Consider the following 21,797-nt stretch of genomic DNA (forward strand, 5'->3'; position numbering starts at 1 on the left):
GAAAGGCACCACGTTATGCCTCCGGACGACTGGCGCCAGTACCTCATCACGTTCGACACCCGCCAGGAGGCCGAAGACCTCGCCGCACAGGAACTCCGCTCCGCACTAGCCACCCTCGAAACCGAGGATGCGATCACCCGCTGGTTCTTCACCCGCAAGTTCCCGCAATGGCGAGTGCGCTACCAGCCCGCACCACAATGCGCACAGCACCCCCTTGACCAGGCACTGGAGGAATGGAAAGCCCGGGGCCGCATCACCGAGTGGACACGAGGCATTTACGAACCCGAGGAGTATGCTTTCGGCGGCCCAACAGCCATGGACACCGCCCACACCCTGTTCTGGCACGACAGCCGCACCATTCTCGAACACCTCTCCCGGATCCCCCACGGAGGAACCGGACAGCGCCGCGAACTCTCCATCATGCTGTGCAGCCTGTTGATGCGCAGCGCGGGCCAAGACTTCTACGAGCATGGTGACGTTTGGGCACGCGTGGCAGAGGAACGCTCTTTGCCCTCCGGCGTATCCCGTGAACAGCTCCACCGCCTGGGATCCGACCTGGTGAGACTCATTCTCGTGGATACGGGACCGAAAAGTCCGCTCTTGCGCGAAGGAGCGCCTCTGGAATGGCTCATCCCCTGGGCAGAGGCATTCTCCGAGGCGGGACGAGACCTGGGAGAACACGCCCGCACCGGCACGCTCACCCGTGGACTGCGCGCGGTCCTGGCCCACCATGTCCTGTTCCATTTCAACCGCATCGGCCTCTCCGCGACGACACAGAGCGTTCTCGCCCACGCGGCCGCAACCGCGGTTTTCGACACCTAACGGGATTGGTGGGGCACCGAGGAGCGCATCAGGCCGCGCCCGAAGGCGGGCGCGGCCCTACTCCCGTATGCTGAGGGCGTCTATGGGGCGGGACCGCAGGGACAGCCGCACCGGCACCATGACCGCCAGGGCGGTGAGCAGCGCCGTGCCGCCGACGACGCCCGCGTACACCCCTGGCGGTCCCGCCGGGACGGGCGTCCCCAGGAAGGCGACGCTGAGCACGCTCAACGGCACCAGGGCCGCCGCCGTCCCCAGGATCACCGCGAGCAGCACCAGCACGAGCACCTCCCACCACAGGGAGCGGGTGAGCTGGTGGCGCGTCGTGCCGATGAGGCGCAGCAGCGCGAACTCGCGGAACCGGCCCGCGGTGGCCATGACCAGGGTGTTCACCACCGCCACGGCGATGTAGCCCAGGATCACCGCCAACCCCGCCAGGTTGATCCACGCGGCGAGCCGCGACTGCGCCCGCGCCCGGTCCACGAACCCCGAACGGTCGGTGACCTCCAGTGTCGGGTGCCGCTGCGCCGCCTCCTCGGCGGCGGAGTGCAGCTGTTGGGTGCCGGCGCCGTCCGCGGAGGACAGCAGCAGCCGGGACGGCGGCGCCGCGTGCCCCTCGAGCACCCCGTTCGGCACCACCACGTCGCCGAACCCGAGCCCGCGCTCGTAGGTGGCCACCAGCCGCAGCGTGGCGGGGGTGCCGTCGCCGAGCCGCACGTCCAGCTCGTCGCCCACCTCGGCGCCGAGGAGGTTCGCGTTCGAGTTCTCCATGGCCATGGTCGCCTTACCCATGCGGGAGAGGTCGCCGTCGACGCCCCCCAGGTCCAGGGTGTCGTCCAGCGCCTGTGGAGCGACGCCGCTGGCGGTGTAGGTGACGACCTCGGGATCGCCGAACAGGCTGCGGGTGACGAACAGTTCCGTCTCCCGCACCGGCGACACCGCCCCCACACCGGGGGTCTCGGCGATGTCGGCCACCGCCTTGGCGCCGATGCCGCCCGAGGCGGCGTCGGTGAGCACCGCGTCCGCGGTGAGACCCTCCCGCACCTGGGTGTCGGTGGCCGAGGTGAGCACGGACTGGGTGTAGGACATGGACAGGGTCAGCCCGATCGCCAGCACCAGCGGTGTCAGCACCGACCCCAGGCGGCGGTAGTCCGACTCGGTGTGTTCGGCGGCGAGGAACCCGCTCACGCGGATGCGGCGCAGCGGGGCGGTGACCGCGCCCACGAGCGGCCGCAGCAGCACCGGCCCCAGCAGCGCCACCGCCACCACCAGCAGCAGCACCGCGCTGCCGGTCCCGGCCGCGCCCAGCTCGGTGCGCAGCGCGAGCGGGGTCAGGGACGCGCTCCCCCCCAGAGCCAGGCACACCAGTCCGGCGGTGCGCCGCCACGCCGCCGGTTCGCCGGACTCGGCCGCGGACTGCCGCAGCGCCCCCACCGGGTCGGCCCGGGCCGGCCGCACGGCGGCGGTGACCCCGCCCACCAGCGCGGTCAGCACCGTCACCGCGACCGCGGCGAGCAGCGGCAGCGGCCCCACCGACAGGTGCAGGTCCGCGGGGATGGCCCCGATGCGGGCGAAGAACGCCCGCAGCCCCTGGGCCACCAGCACACCGGGGACACAGCCCACGACTGCGGCCGCGGCCGCCACCAGCAGCGCCTCCGCGCCGACGATCCGCAGGATCTGGCCCGGGGTGGCGCCGATGGCGCGCAGCACCGCGAACTCCCGGCGGCGCTGGTGCACGGACAGGGACAGGGTGGCGGAGACGATGAACAGCGCGATCAGCACCGCCAGGCCGCCGAACGAGGACGCGACGAGGAGCAGCAGCCCCCGGGACTGTCCGACGTCGGAGAACTCCAGCCGGCTCATGTCCCGGCCGGTGTGGACCGTCACGTCCCGGTCCCCCGCCGCTGACTCCAGCGCCGCGGTGAGTTCGTCCGGGCCGGTGCCCTCCGCGGCCACCACACCGATGGCGGTGACCCGGTCCGGGGCGCCGGACAACCGCCCCGCCTGTGCGGGGGTGAGAAACACGGCGTTCCGGCGGGGGGAGGAGCGGTCCTCGTGGGAGGCGATGCCGCTGACCTCGTACTCGGCGGGGGTGGCCGTGCTGGTGAGGGTGAGGGTGTCGCCGGGGGAGGCGTCCAGTTTCCCGGCGAGGTCGGCGTCCAGCACCACCTCGGAGTCCGAGGCGGGCGCGTCGCCGTCCCGGAGGGTGTAGGGACCCAGCGGGGCGGTGTCCCACCCGTGGCCGGTGGCCTCCACCGGCTTGGCGCCGCCGTCGGGGCCCTGCACGGCCACCTCGGTGGTGTGGTCGCCGACGGCCAGCTCCACCGCGGGCTCCTCGGCGAGGTCGCCGACCATCCCCTCCGGGAGCAGCACCGGTTCCGGCAGGCGCGTCGTGGTCATGACGTCCCCGCCCTCGGGGCGCATGGTCTGGTCGCCGCCGACCACGGCGGAGGCGGCCGCGTACCGCTGCGGCTCCACCGAGGAGCGCAACCCCGACTCGACGAGGATGCCGGAGGCCGCCACCAGTGCGGTCCCGCACAGCAGCGCGACGAACGCCCCCACGAAGGGCGCCTTGCGCGCGCGCAGGGTCTTCGCAGCCACCCGGAGCATGTTCACGCCCGCCCCAGACGGCTCATCCGTTCGGCGACCGCCTCGGCGGTGGGCGCGGCGAGACGGTCGGCGAGCTTCCCGTCGGTGAGGAACAGCACCTCGTCCGCGTGTGCCGCCGCGGCGCTGTCGTGGGTGACCATGAGGACCGTCTGCCCCAGGTCGGTGACGACCTCCCGCAGCAGCGCCAGCACCTGTCCGCCGGTGTGCGAGTCCAGGGCGCCGGTGGGTTCGTCGGCGAACACCGCGTCCGGGCGGGCGATGAGCGCCCGCGCGATCGCGACGCGCTGCTGCTGCCCGCCGGACAGCTGCGTCGGCCGGCGCCGCAGCCACTGGTCGATCCCCACCCGGCGGGTGACGAGCTCCGCCCACTCCCGGTCGACAGGGCGGCCGCTCAGCCGCAGCGGCATCGTGATGTTGTCCTGCACGGTCAGCGCCGACAGCAGGTTGTACTCCTGGAAGACGAACCCGACCCGTTCCCGCCGCAGCCGGGTGAGCCGGTTCTGCGACAACCGGTCCAGGTCCGTGTCACCCAGCCGCACGTTGCCGCTCGTGGGCCGGTCCAACCCGGCGGCGCAGTGCAGGAACGTGCTCTTCCCGGAGCCCGACGGGCCCATTACGGCAGTGAAGCTTCCGCGCGCAAGCGTTACGGAAATATCCGCAAGGGCGGTCGTCTCGTCCGCCCCGGAACTGTATTTCCGGTACACTTCCCGCATCAGCAGTGCGGGATTATCACCGTGTGAATTCCCGTCGCTGTCGCCTTTCGAACGTGTCGGCTTTCCCGTTCGTTCCCTCGTCGGCACGGAAAACTCCTCTGCTCGGGTTGCCGGAATGCTATCAGAAGCGCGAATGCGAACCACGAAATCCGGTTGGAAAAGAAAACAACCGGGTATGGCGAAACACCGGCCGTAACGCGAACCGTAACCGGGTGAGGAGTGGGCCCCGTGCTGCGCCGCATGTCCGAAACCCCCGCCATGCCGGGGGGTGTGGCCGCCGACGCGCCGAACGCGGGCCTGCTGTCCAGCACCGCGGCGACTGCCCGCTACGGAATGCGCGCGGGAATCAGCGCCCTCACCTGTTGGTTCGTTCTTTCCGGGCTTCTCCTCGCGCAGGCCACGGCCGTTCTCATCGTCGGCGGCCCGTTGTTACGGCTCGTCCGGAAACTCGCGAAACCGGTCGTGGACAGTGATTTCCGCGCCGCCTCCCACTATCTCGACGCGCACTCTCCCGACACCCCTTCCACGACCGGGCCGTCCGACTTCTGGAGCGCGTTCCGGTGGATGTGCGTCAACGCCGCGGCGGGGCTGGCCACCGGCGGGGTGGCGTTCGTCCTGCTGTTCGGCGCCGCCGTCTCCCTGACCTGCCCCCTGTGGTGGTGGGCCCTGCCCTCCGGTATCGCGGTCAACCCCGGGATGTATCCCGTGTCGTCCTGGCCCGCCGCGCTCGCCACACCCCTCGTCGGCGCCGCCTACCTCACCTTGTTCCACCTGGCGGCGCCCCGGTTGGCGCGGTGGCACGCCCGCCTGGCGCACCGCGTGCTCACCACCGCGAGCAGGGACCGGCTCACCGCCCGCATCGCCGAGGTGACCGCCTCCCGCAACGAGGCCCTGGAAGCCCACGGCGCCGAGCTGCGCCGGATCGAACGCGACCTGCACGACGGCACCCAGAACCGCCTCGTCGCGGTGCGCATGCACCTGGGCATCCTCGACCGGCTGCTGGAGGAAGACCCCGAACGCGCACGCGGTATCCTCGCCCTGGCCAAGGAGGCCTCCGACGACGCGCTGGCCGACCTCCGCGACGTCGTCCGCGGCATCTACCCGCCGCTGCTCGCCGAACGCGGCCTGGCCAGCGCCGTCACCGCCCTCGCCTCCCGCAGCTCCCTGCCGTGCGAGGTCGACGTGGGCGAACCGGCCCGCGCGCCCGCCGCCGTGGAGACCGCCGCCTACTTCGTCGCCGCCGAGGCCCTGTCCAACGCCGCCAAACACTCCGGCGCCACCCATACCCGGGTCGCCCTCACCACCGAGGGCTCCCACCTCGTCGTCACCGTCACCGACGACGGCCGCGGCGGTATGGACGAGAACGGCGGCAGCGGCATCGCCGGCATCCGCCGGCGCGTGGCCGCGTTCGAGGGAACCACCGACATCACCAGCCCGCCCGGCGGGCCCAGCACCATCAAGGCGAGGTTGCCGTGCGAGTTCTGATCGCGGAAGACGACGTGCTGCTCCGGCAGGGGCTCGTGCTGCTGCTGGAGATGGAAGGGGTCGAGGTGGCCGGGGTGGCCGACAACGCCACCACCCTCCTCGAACTGTTCACGGAACACGCCCCCGACGCCGCCGTCGTGGACGTCCGCCTCCCCCCGGGGTTCCAGGACGAGGGGCTGCGCGCCGCAGCCGAGATCCGCAGGCGCGTGCCCGACTTCCCGGTGCTGGTGCTGTCCGCCTACGTCGAACACCGCTACGCCGACGAACTCCTCGGCGGCGGGGGGCGCGGCGTGGGCTACCTCCTCAAGGACCGGGTGGGCGACGTCGCCCAGTTCACCGACGCCCTCACCCGCGTCGCCGAGGGCGGGCTGGCCCTCGACCCGGACGTGGTCGCCCAACTGCTGCACGGCCGCGCCCAGGACGCCCCGCTGGCCTCCCTGACACCCCGGGAGCACGAGGTGCTGCGTCTCATGGCCGAGGGCCACGACAACGAGCGCATCCGCACCCTGCTCGACCTGTCCACACCCGCCGTCGGGAAGTACATCGGCGCGATCTTCCACAAGCTCGGGCTGTCCCAGGACGGCAACGGGCACCGCCGCGTCCAGGCGGTACTGACCTACCTCCGCGGGGGAGTGCCGGACTCCGCGCGGTAGCGCGTATGACCGGGAGAGAGCCGGGACGAGCTGGGGTAGAGCCGGGACCCGCGAGGTGCGGGTGCGCGGCAAGTCCGCTCCCGCCCGGCGCCGCACCCGGCTTCCGCTGGCCGTTCCGCCGTCGTGCGACGCCGATCGCTGAGGGGCGCAGGGTCCACGGCTCTGCCGACCCATCCCCACGTGCGTGGGGCTCATCCGATCCCGCAGGATATCGAGGTCGACCAGGACGGTCCATCCCCACGTGCGTGGGGCTCACGATCGAGGTGTATGCCCGATCGGCCGGCATCCGGGTCCATCCCCACGTGCGTGGGGCTCACCCTTCGCCACCTGCGAGAATGCGCTCCGTTATTGTTTTGTAATTCCACAGGGTCGGTGTTCCGGTGAATGCGGTCAGGATCTGACCGTACCGTCGTGCCACTGAGACCGCACCCCCCGTGTGAACCGAGAGGACAGCCCGCTCCCGTTCTGGCGGCACGGCTCACGCGCCGCCATCGTAGTCGGCCACGTATCGCGTGCGGTGAATGCGTGGTTTTCCTCGATCTCGACGCCAGCGGCGGATCCCGCACCCGGCGAGGAGCTGGGTGCGGGACCCGCGCGGGGGTTAGTGGTCGTACTGGGGCGGGATCGTGGTCTCGGTGTCGTCGGTGTCGGTGTTCTCGTCGCCGAGCCAGGTGTCCACGCAGGTGTGGAGTTCCTGCAGGGTGTCGTGGATCTGGTTGGGCCACAGGGCGCCGCCCTCCATGGCCCAGGCGAGCTGCTCCAGTAGGTCGCGCAGCTGCCGGCGCTCGTGCGGAGTGAGGTTCACGACTGGCCACCTCCCTGGTCCTGGTGGATGGTGGCCCTCAGAGCCTGGACATCGTCCGGGAGGAACCGGCGGTGCCCGCCCGGGGTGACCAGTGCCGGGGACAGGCGCCCCTCACGCACCCAAGTGTTGACGGTGGAGGTGGTCACACCGAACACCTCGGCCACGTCCCCCGGACGCAGCAGCGGAGAGGACCAGTTCTGGGGGATGCTCACCGGACCACCCCCACCGGGGTTGTCTGCTCGCGCTGGCCTAGCCATTGCCGCACCAGCGGGGACAACTCCGCACGCACATCGTCCAACCCGTCCCCATACACCGGCGGGGCGGAAGACTCCGGAGCGGGGACGGCCGCGCCACAGGCCAGGCAGCGCCGTCCTTTCTCCTGTTCCCGCCGGTGGCGTTCGTGCTGGGTCACGTAGGGCCGCACCGGACTGTGCTCCTCGGGATCAAGCACCTCGGGCTCGAGAAACGCGGCCGGGGGCACCATGCCGTTGTTCGCGTCCCGGCAGGAGAACCCGGTCTGGTCGTAGGTCCCACCCCGTGGCGACGGCACGGTGAAGCGGCGTGCCGTACCTCGCCTCGCGGGTGGCGGTGGTGCGGCTTGCGGTACGGGGCATTCATAGCGGCCCCGGTAGCGCGTGGGCGGGAACAGGGCGACAGCCAGCACCGTGAGCAGCGTCCACAGGGACGCGAGGGTGCGAATAAACTGGAGCATTGTCATCGACTCCTGGTCAGTTGATGGCCACGCCTCCGGAGAGTTCGGGCTCTCGCGGAGGCTTTCTTATGGGTTGAGCTACTAGGGTCCACAATGCCTACACACTTTTTGGGTATCCAGAGCCTCCACATTTTCATCAGTTTCTGTCCATGGTGTGGCAATCTGTAGCGCTGCTGTGTAATTATGTGGCATGGCTGTTCACGTTAATCCTGCCTGGAAACGCTTCGGAGCTGAGACCAAACGTCGCCGTGCTGCGAGCGGACTGACCCAGACAATGCTTCAAGGCAAGGCCGGAATATCGGCTTCGATGTTGTCAGCGATCGAAAACGGTTCCCGTGCTCCCAAGCGCGATCACGCGGAACTACTGGATGTCGCGCTATCTACAGGGGGCGCACTGGTTCGGCTCTGGCTGGACATTAACGACAGCGTGGACGTTCCCGAATGGTGGAGAGACATCGGGCTGCTCGAACGCGAGGCCGTGGAGCTCCGTGAATACCAGATGACGCTGATACCGGGACTGCTCCAGACTAGGGACTACGCACACACTGCTATGCGCCTCGGGCGACGATGGGACCCGGCCGATACGATCGAACGCGATGTCGAAGCTCGGCTAGCTCGCTGGAATACCCTGCGCGCGGACGCGGTGCTGTGGTTCGTCGTGGACGAGTACGCCTTCACACGTGTGGTGCGCGACATACAGCTGATGAGGGAGCAGCTTGACCAAGTGTTGGGGCTTGTGGACTCCGGGAGCGTCGAACTCCAGGTGATACCCCAGCCGCGACCGATGCACCCGGGGATGAGTGGTCCGTTACGTCTGTTGGACTTCGTGGGGCGAAGTCCTGTCGCCCTGGCTGAACATCTGGTGGGCGAGGAGGTCATCGACACACCCGACAGTGTCCGCCGCTGCCGGACTTTGTTCGGGGCGCTCCAGGCAGAGGCGCTATCGCCAACGGAATCTACCAGGATGATCAGGGAGCTCAGGAAGGACTACGAATGACCAGGAAACACCAGGACTGGCACAAATCCAGCTACAGTGGCGGCAGCACCGGCAACTGCGTCGAGGTCGCTGAGGGGACGGTGACCGCTGTCCGCGACACCCAGAACCGGCAGGACGGCCACCTGTCCTTCTCTGCGTCTGAGTGGAAGGTGTTCCTCGACGAGGTGCGCGCCGATAACCTGTAACACTCACCTCGTGGCGCCCCTCGGCCACAGGGAGAGAAAACCTCAGCCTCCGGTGATCCGGGGGCTGTTTTCATTTGGCCACTGCTCCTGCACAGGCACAGCGCCTTCTCCTTCCTGGAGCAACTGCTAGGGAAGCCCTATGGTCGGATGCTGGAACCGGTGCAATCGGACCGACACCCGCCCCCACACACAGCTCCCAAGCGGCTAATGTGACCAGCTAAATGGAGCCGATACTGATACAGGCATCCTGCTACTGACAGGACTTGGCTCACCCCTCGTCCGCCATTGACGCCCAGGCGCGCCCGGACGCGCATCCCGACACCCCGAGGAGTGCGTGGGGAACCCCGGGGCCACCCCTCGCCGCCCGATGGGAGCACCCGATTGGACCTGATCAGCAGCGAGCAGCGTAACAATCTGTTCGAGACCTTCGAGAGCGACGCGTTCCACCTCGAACTACGCGACTCTTACCATGTGTCCGGAGAAAACGGTCCGTTCACCGCTTGGCTGAACGGAACCCCTGACGATCAGGCATGGCTGCAGCCCTGGTTGGATCTGATGCGCTCGGCGACCGACGGTGGCCGCAGGGTGCGTCGGGTGCGCGTGGTCACCGAACCGATCTCCGACTACATCCGCTTCGAGCATGAGGGCACCCGGGAGAACCAGGAAGCGGGCGAGGACATCCGGTGGCTACCTCGCCACCAGCTCCCCGCCGGCTTCGCCGCACCGGTCGGCGGCAACGACTGGTGGCTCTTCGACGACCGGATCCTGGCTGTCGGTCACTTCGACGAGCATGGCCGTGTGCTGGGCTCCGAGATCATCACCGACCCCGCGACCGTCGCCGAGTGCGTTCGTGTCCGCGACGAGGTGTGGGCGCTGGCCATTCCACACAACGCCTACACGCCCCGCTGACCACCACCTGACCGGCCAAGCCCGGCAAGCACGCGAAGTGTTGGGCCGCGCGGCCCCGCCCGGATCGATCCGGGAAGCGGGCTCCCGGGCACCGAGGGTGGAACCGGTTCCATGCCGGGCGGCCGAACGTGACTACGGCTCAGGGCTGAGTACGGCACCGCCCAGCACCCATCGGGACGAACAGTGCCCGCCAAACGAGCCCTACGCGCGGTAGTGCCGCCGGAACTCCTCCGGACCCAGCGACTCCCGCAGCGCCGCCGCCAGCTCCCGCACCCGCGGGCTGCCGTCGTCGCGCCGGCCCCGCGTGCGGGTCGCGTCCCCGAGCGCCCGCGCCGCCGAGGCCGATTCGCCTTTCCGGTGGTGGACCTCGGCCACCAGTTCCGCCACCAGCGCGCGTGACGGGGACTCCCCGATGGCCTCCGCCGCCGCCGCTGCCTCACCCGCGGTGGCTTCGGCCTCCGCGACGCGGCCCGAGGCCAGCAGCACCGCCCCCGACTGCCGCAGCACCTCCACCCGCAGGTAGCCGGTGTCGAACCGCGCCTGCCCGAACAGGGACCGGGCCTCCGCCAACCGCTCCCGCGCCCGTTCGGGACGGTCCCGCGCCAGCTCGAGCTCGCTCAGTCCCAGCGCGCACAGGACACGGTGCTCCACCACGGGGGTGCGCTCCCCGGTCAGCATCTCGGTGAACGTACGCTCCGCCTCGGAGAGCCGCCCGGAACGCAGCAGCTCCCCGCCCAGCTGGACCAGCACCAGGTTGCGGCTGTCCGCCGATCCCACCGGGCGCAGCAGCTCCAACGCGTCCCGCAGGTCCCGAACCGCCGCGTCCACGTCGCCCCGCAGCGACTGGTACTTGGACAGAGCCGCGACGAGCTGCGCCGTCATCCACGGGTCACCGATCGCCCGGAACTCCCGCACCGCACCGGCCGTGCAACGCTCCGCCGTCCCGCTGTCCCCGGTGGCCTCGGCCACCAGCGCCAGCGACGCCAACCCGGCGGCCCGCACCCACGGGTGGGTGCTCCGCCGCGCCCGCTCTGCACTCGCCCGAACCTGCTCGTGCTCGCCCGCCGCCAGCCAGCACTTGGACTCCAGCACCGCCAGCGGCGGGTAACTGTCCAGCGCCCGCACGCGCCGCGCCCGCTGGCCGACCTCCATCGCGGAGGGCTCCCGCCCGTCCTCGGAGTCCACCGGCAGTATCGTCCGCAGCGCGGCCAGCGCCGCCGCCCGCTCGCCGTCGTCGTCCGCCGGAACCCCACGGGTCCAGTACTCCGCCTCCTCGTACCGGCCCCGGATGATCCAGTACCAGCTCAACGCCATCACCACCCGCGCGGCCGGCTCGGGGGCGCCGCCCCGCACCACCGCGAGGGCGTTGTCGTACTCCCGGTCGAACACCTCGAGCGCGCGGCACTGGTCCGGCCCCAGCAGGTCCGAGGCGGTGCGCTCGCTCAGCCCCACGAAGTGGGCGGCGCGCCGCTCCCGCAGCACCTCCTCCTCACCGGCCTCCCGCAGCCGCTCCCTCAGGTACACCCGCGGCGTCTCCAACAGCCGGTACCGGGCCTCCCCGCTCTCCGGCACCACCGTGTGGACGAGCGACTTGTCCGCCAGGGACGCCAGCAGGTACGGAACCTCGGACTCGGGAACCCCCTCGCCGGCGCACACCGCGGCCGCCGTGTGCGCCGTGGCACCGCCCGGCAGCACGGACAGCCGCCGCGCCAGGGCGGACTCCGGACCGGTCAGCAGGTCCCAGCTCCAGTCCAGGACCGCCCGCAGCGTCTGGTGCCGGGCGAGCGTGGACCGGCGCACCCCGGACAGGAGCTGGAACCGCTCGTCCAGGCGCTGCGCCACCTGGGGAACCGTCATGGTGCGCACCCGCGCCGCCGCCAGTTCGAGTGCCAGCGGCAACCCGTCCAGCCGGCGGCACACCTCACGCACCGCGGCCTCGTTGTCGTCGGTGACCGAGAACCCCGGACGGGCGAGGGCAGCGTGCTCCCGGAACAGCTCCACGGCGGCGGGACTCTCCGGGTCCAGGGTGTCCAACGCCAGGGTGGCCTCCCCGGCCACCGCCAGCGGCTCCCGACTGGTGGCCAGCACCCGCACGTCCGGGCACTCCGCCAGCAGCCGCAGCGCGAAGTCCGCCGCGTCGTCGATGAGGTGCTCGCAGTTGTCCAGCACCAGCAGCGTCCCGGACAGGGCCGAGGCGATCCGGGCGAACCGGTCCTGGTCCGGCAGCGCCCGCCCCAGCACGGGGGCGCTCTCCACGCCGGCGGCACTGGCGACCGCGTCGGTGATGCTGTGGCCGGTGCGCAGCGGAGAGAGGTCCACGAACCGGGCGCCGCTCCCACCGGCGAACTCCGCGGCGAGCCGCGTCTTGCCCACACCGCCCGGACCGAACAGGGTCACCAGCCGCGTGTCACGGAACAGCCGCCCCACCTCGGCGAGCTCCCCGTCCCGGCCCAGGAACCGGGTGAGGTACGGCCCCGGCGCGGTGTTGCCGCGCGGCGCCGGGGTGGGGGCGTGGCCGCGCAGCAGTTCGGTGTGCAGGTCGCGTACCCACGGCGCCGGGTCGGCCCCCAGGTCCGCGGCCAGCGCACGCCGGAGGTTCTCGTAGACGGTGAGGGCCTCGCTGTCCTGGCCGTTCTCGCGCAGCAGCCGCATCAGCAGCCCGTGGGCGCGCTCGTCGTGGGGGTGTTCGGCGCACAGCGCGCGCAGCTGCGGCAGGAACCGTGCCGGGTCGTCCAGCCGCGACTCCGCGTCGATGCGGTCCTCCACCGCCCTGCGGTGGGTCTCCCGCAGCCGGTGCGCCGCGGTGCGGGCGAAGGCGGTGTCGACGTCGGCCAGCGGCTCGCCCCACATGTCCAGTGCGGAACGCAGCCGCAGCACCGCCTCCCCCGGCGCCTGGTCGTTGAGCAGCCGCGAACCCTCCGCGGCGAGGTGTTCGAACTCCCACGCGTCTACATCGTGCGGGGCCACGTCCAGGATGTAACCGTCCCAGCCGGACAGGAGCGCCTCGGAGCCGTGCTCGCGCAGGTAGCCGCGGGTGCGGGACACGAGGCGCTGCAGCGTGTTCTTCCCGCCGGCGGGTGGGTCGCCGTCCCACAGGTCCTCCACCAGGGTGCGCGCGGGAACGGTCTCACCGGGGGAGAGCGCGAGCCGGGCCAGGAGAGCGACGACGCGGTGGCCCTCCACCGGGATCGTCCTGCCGTCCGAGTCCCGCACCGTGAATGGGCCCAACATCGTGACACGCACTCTCGTAATGTGCCAGACCACCGGAGGGGGAACAACGTTGCCCCGGTCACGCCGGGGGGAGGGGTGGCCGGCCCGTGTGGGGCGGGGCGGGGAGGGGACGAGGGGCGTTCGCGCTCTCCCCCGTGAACGCGGCGCTCCCGGAGCTGGTGGGAACAACGAGTGTTTCCGGGACGGTCGTCGGGAGAAGGGGGCGTTTCGTCGAAAGGAAGGGGAGTCGCGTATCCTTTCGCGTGATTTCTCCCCGGAATTTTGAGGTGTTCTCGTTGCGACTTCCCAGGTCAGTGCTGTGGGTTCGGATTCTGTTGTTCGTCCTCGGCGGTTTCTGGGCGGCCATGGCGGTGGCCAGTCTCCTGATGCTGGGTCTGGACGCCTACGCGCTGGGGTATGCCGTCATGGAACTCCTCCCGGCCGCGTTCCTGATCACTCTGGCCAGTGTGATCAGGAAAAACGGTGTGGTCGTGTTCTGGCTGGTGCTGGTGAGCATGACGTTGTACCTGCTCATCACACTGGTGCTGGTGCTGGGAGGGAACGCTGTCACGCAGCTCCTGCTGCCCGCCATGATTCTCATCCTGCTGTTGCGATCCAGCTCACGTGCGTTTTTCCTGCAGCGTTGATCAGGAAAAACAGTTTCCCTTCTGCACTGTGTTCCTCACTCAGTGACATAACGGACATTACGCTCTAGATCCGTATTTTCGTTCTTGGTAACGTACGCGTCGCTATAACCGCGTTCAATATGTCCATATACGTGTGGGGAAACGCGTGCTCAGACGACTCCATGACCCCGACCGCGGCGCCTCCCTCCTGGAATACGGCGCGGTGGTCGTGCTGTGCGCGGCGATCCTGACCGCGCTCGTGCAATCCGGCCTGGTCACCACCATCAGCAGCGGGGTGCAGTCCGCCACCGACAGCCTGTTCTCCCCCGGTGACTCCCAGGGAACGGGCACCTCCGATACGGACCCGGACAGCGACCCGGACGGCGCCGACCCCGGATCCGGCCAGGACGATGCCTCCGAGGACGGCTCCGACTCTCCGGAGCTGTCCCACGAGGACGGGAACTCCGGCCGGGACGACGAGTCAGGCCAGGAGGACGGCTCCGGTCAGGACAGCGGCGGCGGCGAGGACGAGGGCGGTTCGGATTCCTCCGGCGGCGACGACTCGGACGGTGGCGGTGGTGGCGGCGACGGCCACAACGCCGCCCCGGCCAACAACGACAGCGGCAGTGACTGGAACCTGCCCGACATGCCTGACATGGACGACGTCCAGGAGCAGGGCGGTCGGTTCCTGGACGGTGCCGAACAGGCCGGAGAGAACGCCGTCGAGGATTTCCAGGAGTCAGCTGACGACCTGGGACAGCTGATCGACGACGTCCGCGATGACCCGGTCCAGGCGGCACAGGACCGCTACGAGCAGGGCCGCGAGGATGTGGAGAACATCCGCGACGCCGCCGAGGACGACCCGCTCGGGCTGGCGCGGGACATGCTCGCCAGCGACGAGGCCCAGGAACACTGCAGAAACGGCCGGTACGCCGAGTGCGGTGGCATGATTGCCGGCGAGAACCTCTCCGCCGGGATTCCCATTCTGGGCTGGGACAAGAAACGCCAGCGCCTGGAGGCCCTGGCCGACTCCGCGGGGAACAACCGCGGCCGCGGCGACAACGACAGCGGTAACTCACAAGACGAGGAAAGCGAGACCCGAGCCGAGGGTGCCCCTTCGCCGCCCGGAGACTCCAGCACCGATTCCCGCCGCGACGACGAGAACGACGATGGCGAGGAGGACAGCGACGGGTCGGGGGCGAGCTGTTCCATTAACAGTTTCCTGCCTGCCACGCCGGTGGTGTTGGCCGACGGTTCCCGGGTGGCTATCAGTGAGGTCGAGGCGGGTGATGCGGTGTGGGCGTTTGATCCCCGCACCGGTGAGGAGGGTCCGCGTCGGGTCACTGACACGATCTCCTCGGCTGGGGACAAGCAGCTGGTCGATGTCACGGTCCAGGATGAGGACGGCGGCAGCCGGACGCTGACGGCGACCCAGGAGCATCCGTTCTGGGCGCCTCAGGCCGGCGAGTGGGTCGAGGCGGGCGAGCTGCGGGTGGGTACGTGGTTGCGTACCTCCAGTGGCACGTGGGTGCAGGTGCAGGCTCTGCAGGCCTACAGCGCCAGCGGCCAGCCGGTCCACAACCTCACTGTCGAGGGCCTGCACACCTACTATGTGGGCGCGGGCCAAGCGGACGCGCTCGTCCACAATGACGATGAAGAATGCCTGAACGACGGAAACTCTGTCGAAGTTCCCGCTGGACCTGAAGCTGTTTCTCACTGGCGGGAGAAATGGGAGTGGACGTCTAGAACGAAGATGAGGAAGAATGTTGCAGTCGCCGACGTTGATTTGGAGGGAGTTTCTAGCCAGCAGTACGTTGGGGTGAGTGGGAACCAAAACCCCGAAGGCGCGTCCACCCTGCCGCAGAATCCAAGATATAATAATGTTCCTGATCCCCCGAGGGCGGATGGGAGCGAAGGCAATCAACGCGCTTTGGATTCAGAGAGAAAAATACTTGAACGGGTTGCGGAAAATATAAATCCACGCAATGATGATGGGAGTTATCAATCCCCGCGTCCTGATATAGAGGGGACAATAAACCTCCATACGGAGCTTCCGCAGTGCCGCTCCTGCCAATCAGTAACAAGGGAATTCAAGGAAGAGTTTCCCAATGTAGAGATAGTGGTGACGGATGGGAGATAGCGCGACAGGGGGGAGTGTTTTTTCCCCGAGAGCATTCAAAGGTCGTATTGTAGATATGGAAATTGCGCAAGAAAGTGAAATACGAGGGTGCGATGAAGTAGAAATCGAAAGTATTTTGTCGGCCAAGCCCTCCGTGTCCCCGCCTGGTGATTATATAGAATTCATGCGATGGTTTGGCCGCGGGGCGGGGAATCTATTTCGTGGTATGGAAATATACTATCCGGATTGCTTGGATCTCAATGATCATGCGGAAGAGTTCGCGCTGGAGGAGGATCCGGAACTTTCTACGTGCGGGCGCTTCTTCTTTGCGCTGCACCAGGGGTACGTCTTGTACTTCTTCTGTGAGGGGAATTCCGGTGTGTGGGCGTATACCGAGGGAGAGGGGGAGTCCAGGTATTTGGCGAGTTCGTTTGGTGAATACGTTGAATCGGCCTTTGACGTCCCAGGTTCATATTGGCGTGAACTAAGGAGTATGGGGAGTCATGTTTGGCATGTTGAAGAACAGTAGAAAGCCGAGCCGGCAGTCGCCGCTCCATCCTCCCGCCCACCCGCGGGTCAGGCCGGGTAGCACTGGATCTCGGTGGCTTTCACGACCGCCCACACCACGCTGCCGGGGGCGAGGTCCAGCTCCGCCAGGGCAGCCGGGGTGATGTCGGCGCTTACCGCCAGTTCCCCCTCCAGCCGCACCCGCACCCGGTCGCCGAACCGTTCCACACCCGACACGGTCAACCGCCACGCGTTGCGCGGCGTCCCCTCGGGCCGCTGCCGGTACAGCGCCACCGCGCTCGGGGCGAACGCCACGAACACCTCCCCGCGGTGCGCGCTCCCCGCGTCCACGACCGCCGTCCCGCCCCCCGAGGACAGCCGCACCCGCGTCCCCTCGGCCCATCCCTGGTAGAGGTTCAGCCCCACCAGGTTGGCGACGTAGTCGGTGCGCGGCCGCCGCGCCACCTCCGCGGGCGGCCCCTCCTGCACCACGGCACCGTCCTCCAGCACCGTCACCCGGTCCGCCAGCGCCATGGCCTCCAACGGGTCGTGGGTCACCAGCACGCTCGCCCCGCCGAACGCGGCCAGGTGGCGGCGCAGCTCCGCGCGCACCCCCATCCGGGTGTGCGCGTCCAGCGCCGCCAGCGGCTCGTCCAACAGCAGCACCCGAGGGTCGGTCGCCAACGCCCGCGCCAGCGCGACCCGCTGCTGCTGCCCGCCCGACATCCGTCGCGGCTTCACCCCCGCCTGTTCCGCTACTCCCATACGCCGCAGCAGCTCCCGCGCGCGCTCCAGCGCCCGGTGCTTGCCCACCCCCTGGCACCGCGGCCCGAACGCCACGTTCTCCGCCGCCGTGAGGTGGCCGAACAGCAGATAGTCCTGGAACACCATCCCCACCGGCCGCGACTCCACCGGGGTGCGGGTGACGTCGCGCCCCTCGACGGTGACGTGGCCCCGCGTCAACGGCGCCAACCCCGCCAACGCCCGCAACGCGGTGGACTTGCCCGACCCGTTCGGCCCGAGCAGCGCCACCACCTCGCCGGGCGCCACCGACAGCGGCACCTCCAGCCGGAACCCGCCGCGGTCCACGGTCAGCCGCGCGTCCAACGCCCCACTCACCGGGCACCCACCCAGCGTTCCCGCAACCCCGCCAGGATGACCAGCGACACCAGCAGCAGCACCAGGCTCAGCACCACGGCCGACTCGGGGTCCTCCTGCATCGCCAGGTACACGGCCAGCGGCATCGTCTGGGTACGGCCCGGGAAGTTGCCCGCGAACGTGATCGTCGCGCCGAACTCGCCCAGCGCCCGCGCCCAGCACAGCACGGCGCCCGCCACCACGCCCGGCGCCGCCATCGGCAGCGTCACCCGCCAGAAGGCCCGCGCGCGGCTCGCCCCCAGGGTGGCGGCGGCCTCCTCGTAACGCCGGTCGACGCCGCGCAGCGCCCCCTCCACCGTGATGACGAGGAACGGCATGGCCACGAACACCTGCGCCAGCACCACGGCCGCCGGGGTGAACGGCAGCGTCAGCCCGAACCACGACTCCAGGTAGCGCCCCACCACGCCGTTGCGGCCCAGCGCCAACAGCAGCGCCACCCCGCCCACCACGGGCGGGATGACCAGCGGGACGGTCACCAGCGCCCGCACCACCCCACGGCCGGGGAAGGTGGTGCGGGCCAGCAGCCACGCCAGCGGCACCCCGAGCGTGAGGGACACGGCGGTGGCGACGGTGGCGGTGGTCAGCGACAGCCACAGCGCGCCGCGCACCTCCGGCGACACCAGCCGGGTGCCCAGGCTGGACCACGGGGCGCGGACCAGCAGTCCCGCGAACGGCAGCACCAGGAACACCAGCCCCGCCACCGCCGGTGCGGCCAGCAGCCACGGGAACCGGCCGGAAGCCACCCGTGTCGTCGGCACCGCGCCCTCCCGTCAGACCGTGCCGAACCCGGCGTCGTCCAGAACCCGCGCCCCCGTCCCGGAGCGGACGAAGTCCGCCCACTGCCGGGCCAGGTCCGGTTCGCCGCTGCCGTCCAGCGGGGCTACCGGGTACTCGTTGACGGCCTCGTCCGCGGCGTCGAAGTCGATCCCGCGCACCCCGCCCCCGGCCGCGGCCACGTCGGAGGCGTACACCAGGGCGGCGTCCACCTCGCCCAGCTCCACCTTGGTGAGGGCGGCCTTGACGTCCCGCTCCTCGGAGTCGGGGGTGACACGCACCCCGCTGGCGTCCATCACCTCGGCCGCCGCGGCGCCGCAGGGAACCTCCTCGGCGCACAGCGCCACCGTGGTGCCGTCGTCGGCGAGGTCGGACAGCTCCGTGACTCCGGCGGGGTTGTCCGGGGGGACGGCGACGCGCAGGGTGTTGGTGGCGAACACCTCGGCCTCGCCCGCCAGCAGGCCGTTGTCGGCGACGCGGTCCATGGTGCGGGTGTCGGCGGTGGCGAACACGTCCGCGGGCGCGCCGCCGTTGATCTGCTGGGCCAGCCGGGAGCTTCCGGCGAAGTTGAACTCCACCTCCGTGCCGTCGTGCCGGTCCTCGAACCGCTCGCCGAGCTCGCGGAACGGTTCGGTGAGGGACGCGGCGGCGAACACGGTCACCGTGTGTCCGGCACCGCCGCCGGAGCTGTCGCCCGAGACGGGCGCGCAGGCGGCCGCACCGGCCAGCAGGGCCACGCCGGCCAGAGCCGCGGCGGCCGCGCGTCGGCGCGTGCGGTCAACCATGGCGGCCCCCGCCCGGGGTGTCGCGTTCCACGGCGACGTTGGTCGACTTCACCACGGCGGTGGCGGTCGAGCCCACCTCCAGCGCCAGCTCGTCGGCGGCCTCCCGGCTCATCAGCGAGACGACCCGGTGCGGCCCGGCCTGGATCTCCACCTGCGCCATCACACCGTCCTTCGTGATGCCGGTGACCAGCCCCCGGAAGCGGTTGCGGGCCGAGGACAGATGCCGGGCCGAACCAGGGGCCGCGTCCGCCCCCGTACGCATGAACGCGGCCAGTTCGGCGCCGTCCACCACCCGGTGCCCGTGGGTGTCGCGCTCGGCGGCCAACCTCCCGGAGTCCACCCAGCGCCGCACCGTGTCGCCGCTCACCCCGCTCAGGGCAGCGACCTCACTGATTCGGAAACGCGTCACAACAGCCATGCTAACCCTCGCATCTGCGAGGGAAAATGGCAGATCGCCTCGCAGGTGCGGCTTTTTCCGGGATGGTGTTCGGCGAAACCCACAACCGCGGCGGCGGTGGTAGTGCTACCACCACCCGCGACCGGCCAGGTGGCGTCCTCGCGCGCCGTCCCGCCGGCGCCCTACGTTGAGGATGGACGGACGACGGGGTGGAGAGCACCACGGCAGGGAAGGACGAACATGGGTCGCACCGCGTGGGCGGCCGCGACCGCCGCTCTGGTACCGGGCGCCGCCACTGGGGCGGCACCGGCGGGATGGCGGGAACGGCTGGTGGGTGTGCTGCACCTGGTCACCTCGCTGGCGTTGTCCGTCCTGTACCTGCTCCCGGCCGCTCTGCTGGTGGCGGTCGCGGCGGCGGTGTCGCTGGCCGGTCTGCACCTGGCGGGGGCTCCGGGCGTGCTGTCCGGGACGGCCCTGGCACCCGCCAGCGATCTCCCGGCAGGCGTCCTGGCCGGGCTGGCCGGGGGGACGGCGGTCTCGCTGACCGCCGCCGCCACACTCCTCGCCCGGCTGTGCTGCTGGGTGCAGCGGCGGCGGCTGGAGACCGTGTTCGGCGTCGTCGAGAGCGGCGCGCCCGACCCGATGGCGCCCGGTTCCCGGCCGGCCCGCGCCGTCAGCTACCTCTACGGCCGCGACGCGTGGAGCGCGGTGGCCCGCGGCACCGCCGCCGGCGCCTACGGGGCGCTCGCCGGCGGGGTCACGGTCGCCCTGGTGGAGTACGGGGCCGCCACCGCCGCCGGTTCCCTCCTCGCCGTCGGCTACGCCGCGACGGACCCGTCCCGCGCCGTGGTCGGCGCCCTCACCCCGCTCGGCCAGGCGGCGCTGGGCCTGGCGGGCATGGCCGCGGGGGTGTGGCTGGTGCCGCTGCTGGTGCGCGCCGAGGTGGGGCTCAGCAGGCGGCTGTTGTTCGACGCCCCCGAGGTGCGGATGCGGCGTCGGCTGCTGCACGTGGAGGAGACCCGTTCGCGCATGGTCGACGCGGCCGAGGCGGAACGCCGCCGGATCGAACGCGACCTGCACGACGGCGCGCAACAGCGCCTGCTCGCCGTCACCCTGACCCTGACCCGGGCGCGCGGCCGGTTCGGCACCGACCCGGACACCGCCGGTGAGCTGCTGGAACAGGCCCGCACCGAGGCGAAGGCGGCCATGGCGGAACTGCGCGAGGTCACCCGGGGGCTGCACCCGCGGGTCCTCACCGACCACGGACTGGGCGAGGCGCTGCCCGTGGCGGCCGAACGCTGCCCGGTCCCGGTCACGCTGGAGGTGGACCTGCCCCAGCGGCCCTCGCCGCGCGTGGAGGGGGTGGTCTACTACGCGGTGTGCGAGGCGCTCGCCAACGTCGCGAAACACGCCCGCGCTCACTCCGCCGCGGTGCGCGTCGAACGCCGCGACCACCGCCGCGGCACCGTGCTGCGGCTCACCGTCACCGACGACGGCTCCGGCGGAGCCGACCCGGACTCCGGAACCGGCCTGTACGGGATGCGGGACCGGGTCAACGCGGTCGACGGCACACTCGACGTGCGCAGCACCCCGGACGAGGGGACCGTGCTGCGTGCCGACATCCCGTGGGAGGCGTAGACCGTGCGGATCATCATCGCCGAGGACTCGGTGCTGCTGCGCAGCGGAATGGTGAAACTCCTGGAGGACGAGGGCGTGGAGGTCCTGGCGCAGGTGGGCGACGCCGAGGCGCTGCGCGACGCCGTCGCCGCCCATCCCGGGGCGGACCTGTGCCTCGTCGACGTCCGGCTTCCGCCGGGCTACTCCGACGAGGGCATGCGCGCCGCCCTGGACATCCGGCGCCGCCACCCCGGCGTCGCCGTGCTGCTGCTGTCGCAGCACGTCGTCAGCGGTTACGCCGCAGACCTGTTCGGGAGCGGATCCAGCCGGGTCGGCTACCTCCTCAAGGACCGGGTGGCCGACATCGGCGAGTTCCTGCAGGCGCTGCGCCGTGTCGCCGCCGGGGGAGTGGCGCTCGACCCCGAGGTGGTGGCGCAGCTGCTGAGCTCCCCCAGCGGCGGCGCGCTGGGGGAGCTCAGTGAACGCGAGAGCGAGGTGCTGGAGGTGATGGCCGAGGGGGTGAACAACGCCGGTATCGCCGAGCGCCTGGTCATCACGGAACGCGCGGTGGAGAAGCACGCCCGGTCGATCTTCACGAAGCTCGGCCTCGGCCAGCACGAACACGACCACCGCCGGGTGCGGGCCGTGTTGCTGTACCTGCGCGGCGACGCCCCGCCGGAGGCCAGCCCGTGAACCCGGACCCGAAACCCTGGAGG

21 protein-coding genes are annotated in these 21,797 nt (G+C 70.5%); 11 read left to right on the forward strand and 10 right to left on the reverse strand.

Going from position 1 to position 21,797, the window contains the following annotated elements:
• Nucleotides 1-15 precede the first annotated feature (15 nt).
• Nucleotides 16-822 carry a thiopeptide-type bacteriocin biosynthesis protein gene (locus FHX37_RS22150; RefSeq protein WP_141926221.1) on the forward strand — a complete coding sequence of 269 codons (807 nt, stop codon included), beginning with the start codon at nucleotides 16-18 and terminating at the stop codon, nucleotides 820-822.
• Between the two features lie 57 nt (nucleotides 823-879).
• Here the strand turns inward: FHX37_RS22150 and FHX37_RS22155 are convergent, their stop codons facing one another.
• Nucleotides 880-3,429, reverse strand: coding sequence for an FtsX-like permease family protein (locus FHX37_RS22155; protein WP_141926222.1), 2,550 nt, complete (start codon nucleotides 3,427-3,429; stop codon nucleotides 880-882).
• A 2-nt stretch (nucleotides 3,430-3,431) separates the two neighbouring features.
• On the reverse strand, nucleotides 3,432-4,142 hold the full coding sequence (locus FHX37_RS22160) for an ABC transporter ATP-binding protein (RefSeq protein WP_141926223.1): 711 nt from the start codon (nucleotides 4,140-4,142) through the stop codon (nucleotides 3,432-3,434).
• Between the two features lie 228 nt (nucleotides 4,143-4,370).
• On the opposite strand from FHX37_RS22160, the gene FHX37_RS23945 reads away from it, so the two are divergent.
• The gene (locus FHX37_RS23945; protein WP_281288338.1) at nucleotides 4,371-5,627 is read left to right on the forward strand and encodes a sensor histidine kinase; all 1,257 of its coding nucleotides are present in this window, start codon (nucleotides 4,371-4,373) and stop codon (nucleotides 5,625-5,627) included.
• Nucleotides 5,615-6,280, forward strand: coding sequence for a response regulator transcription factor (locus FHX37_RS22170; protein WP_141926224.1), 666 nt, complete (start codon nucleotides 5,615-5,617; stop codon nucleotides 6,278-6,280). Before FHX37_RS23945 ends, FHX37_RS22170 begins: the two co-directional genes overlap by 13 nt.
• Before the next feature lie 601 nt (nucleotides 6,281-6,881).
• Here the strand turns inward: FHX37_RS22170 and FHX37_RS22175 are convergent.
• The 3 genes from FHX37_RS22175 to FHX37_RS22185 are packed head-to-tail and all read right to left on the reverse strand — an operon-like array spanning nucleotide 6,882 to nucleotide 7,797.
• Complete coding sequence (locus FHX37_RS22175) at nucleotides 6,882-7,085, reverse strand: hypothetical protein (protein WP_141926225.1); 204 nt, start codon at nucleotides 7,083-7,085, stop codon at nucleotides 6,882-6,884.
• Nucleotides 7,082-7,297, reverse strand: coding sequence for a MerR family transcriptional regulator (locus FHX37_RS22180; RefSeq protein ID WP_246062498.1), 216 nt, complete (start codon nucleotides 7,295-7,297; stop codon nucleotides 7,082-7,084). The genes FHX37_RS22175 and FHX37_RS22180 overlap by 4 nt, the downstream gene beginning before the upstream one ends.
• Nucleotides 7,294-7,797 carry a hypothetical protein gene (locus tag FHX37_RS22185; RefSeq protein ID WP_141926227.1) on the reverse strand — a complete coding sequence of 168 codons (504 nt, stop codon included), beginning with the start codon at nucleotides 7,795-7,797 and terminating at the stop codon, nucleotides 7,294-7,296. The genes FHX37_RS22180 and FHX37_RS22185 overlap by 4 nt, the downstream gene beginning before the upstream one ends.
• Nucleotides 7,798-7,987: 190 nt before the next feature.
• On the opposite strand from FHX37_RS22185, the gene FHX37_RS22190 reads away from it, so the two are divergent.
• The 3 genes from FHX37_RS22190 (at nucleotide 7,988) to FHX37_RS22200 (ending at nucleotide 9,888) form a co-directional block, all read left to right on the forward strand.
• A complete protein-coding gene (locus FHX37_RS22190) occupies nucleotides 7,988-8,794 on the forward strand; it encodes a helix-turn-helix domain-containing protein (protein WP_141926228.1) in 807 nt (268 codons plus the stop codon).
• Nucleotides 8,791-8,979, forward strand: coding sequence for a DUF397 domain-containing protein (locus tag FHX37_RS22195; RefSeq protein ID WP_141926229.1), 189 nt, complete (start codon nucleotides 8,791-8,793; stop codon nucleotides 8,977-8,979). The genes FHX37_RS22190 and FHX37_RS22195 overlap by 4 nt, the downstream gene beginning before the upstream one ends.
• 381 nt (nucleotides 8,980-9,360) lie before the next feature.
• Nucleotides 9,361-9,888: a DUF6879 family protein gene (locus FHX37_RS22200; protein ID WP_141926230.1), complete on the forward strand. Its 528-nt coding sequence runs from the start codon at nucleotides 9,361-9,363 to the stop codon at nucleotides 9,886-9,888.
• A 201-nt stretch (nucleotides 9,889-10,089) separates the two neighbouring features.
• Here FHX37_RS22200 and FHX37_RS22205 read toward each other — a convergent pair whose 3' ends face one another.
• A complete protein-coding gene (locus tag FHX37_RS22205; RefSeq protein ID WP_141926231.1) occupies nucleotides 10,090-13,119 on the reverse strand; it encodes a BTAD domain-containing putative transcriptional regulator in 3,030 nt (1,009 codons plus the stop codon).
• Between the two features lie 275 nt (nucleotides 13,120-13,394).
• Here FHX37_RS22205 and FHX37_RS22210 point away from each other — a divergent pair, with 275 nt between their 5' ends.
• The 3 genes from FHX37_RS22210 (at nucleotide 13,395) to FHX37_RS22220 (ending at nucleotide 16,372) form a co-directional block, all read left to right on the forward strand.
• Nucleotides 13,395-13,745, forward strand: a complete 351-nt coding sequence (locus FHX37_RS22210) for a hypothetical protein (protein WP_141926232.1) — start codon at nucleotides 13,395-13,397, stop codon at nucleotides 13,743-13,745.
• A 145-nt stretch (nucleotides 13,746-13,890) separates the two neighbouring features.
• Nucleotides 13,891-15,864 carry a polymorphic toxin-type HINT domain-containing protein gene (locus FHX37_RS22215; RefSeq protein WP_141926233.1) on the forward strand — a complete coding sequence of 658 codons (1,974 nt, stop codon included), beginning with the start codon at nucleotides 13,891-13,893 and terminating at the stop codon, nucleotides 15,862-15,864.
• Nucleotides 15,854-16,372 (forward strand): SMI1/KNR4 family protein, encoded by a 519-nt coding sequence (locus FHX37_RS22220; RefSeq protein WP_141926234.1) that lies wholly within the window; start codon nucleotides 15,854-15,856, stop codon nucleotides 16,370-16,372. Before FHX37_RS22215 ends, FHX37_RS22220 begins: the two co-directional genes overlap by 11 nt.
• 47 nt (nucleotides 16,373-16,419) lie before the next feature.
• On the opposite strand, the gene FHX37_RS22225 is transcribed toward FHX37_RS22220, so the two are convergent.
• Genes FHX37_RS22225 through FHX37_RS22240 form a run of 4 tightly spaced genes read right to left on the reverse strand, consistent with a single transcriptional unit; the run spans nucleotide 16,420 to nucleotide 19,476 of the window.
• Nucleotides 16,420-17,469 carry an ABC transporter ATP-binding protein gene (locus tag FHX37_RS22225; protein WP_141926235.1) on the reverse strand — a complete coding sequence of 350 codons (1,050 nt, stop codon included), beginning with the start codon at nucleotides 17,467-17,469 and terminating at the stop codon, nucleotides 16,420-16,422.
• Nucleotides 17,466-18,266 (reverse strand): ABC transporter permease, encoded by an 801-nt coding sequence (locus tag FHX37_RS22230; protein WP_141926236.1) that lies wholly within the window; start codon nucleotides 18,264-18,266, stop codon nucleotides 17,466-17,468. The genes FHX37_RS22225 and FHX37_RS22230 overlap by 4 nt, the downstream gene beginning before the upstream one ends.
• A gap of 12 nt (nucleotides 18,267-18,278) precedes the next feature.
• Complete coding sequence (gene modA / locus FHX37_RS22235) at nucleotides 18,279-19,067, reverse strand: molybdate ABC transporter substrate-binding protein (RefSeq protein WP_141926237.1); 789 nt, start codon at nucleotides 19,065-19,067, stop codon at nucleotides 18,279-18,281.
• Nucleotides 19,060-19,476, reverse strand: coding sequence for a TOBE domain-containing protein (locus FHX37_RS22240; RefSeq protein ID WP_141926238.1), 417 nt, complete (start codon nucleotides 19,474-19,476; stop codon nucleotides 19,060-19,062). The genes modA and FHX37_RS22240 overlap by 8 nt, the downstream gene beginning before the upstream one ends.
• A 228-nt stretch (nucleotides 19,477-19,704) precedes the next feature.
• Between FHX37_RS22240 and FHX37_RS22245 the strand changes: the two genes are divergently transcribed.
• Entirely contained in the window at nucleotides 19,705-21,102 is a 1,398-nt protein-coding gene (locus FHX37_RS22245; RefSeq protein ID WP_141926239.1) for a sensor histidine kinase, read from the forward strand.
• 3 nt (nucleotides 21,103-21,105) lie between these two features.
• Entirely contained in the window at nucleotides 21,106-21,774 is a 669-nt protein-coding gene (locus tag FHX37_RS22250) for a response regulator transcription factor (RefSeq protein ID WP_141926240.1), read from the forward strand.
• The last annotated feature ends 23 nt before the right edge of the window (nucleotides 21,775-21,797 follow it).

It is taken from the genome of Haloactinospora alba (assembly GCF_006717075.1).
In the GTDB taxonomy this organism is placed as follows: Bacteria; Actinomycetota; Actinomycetes; order Streptosporangiales; family Streptosporangiaceae; genus Haloactinospora; species Haloactinospora alba.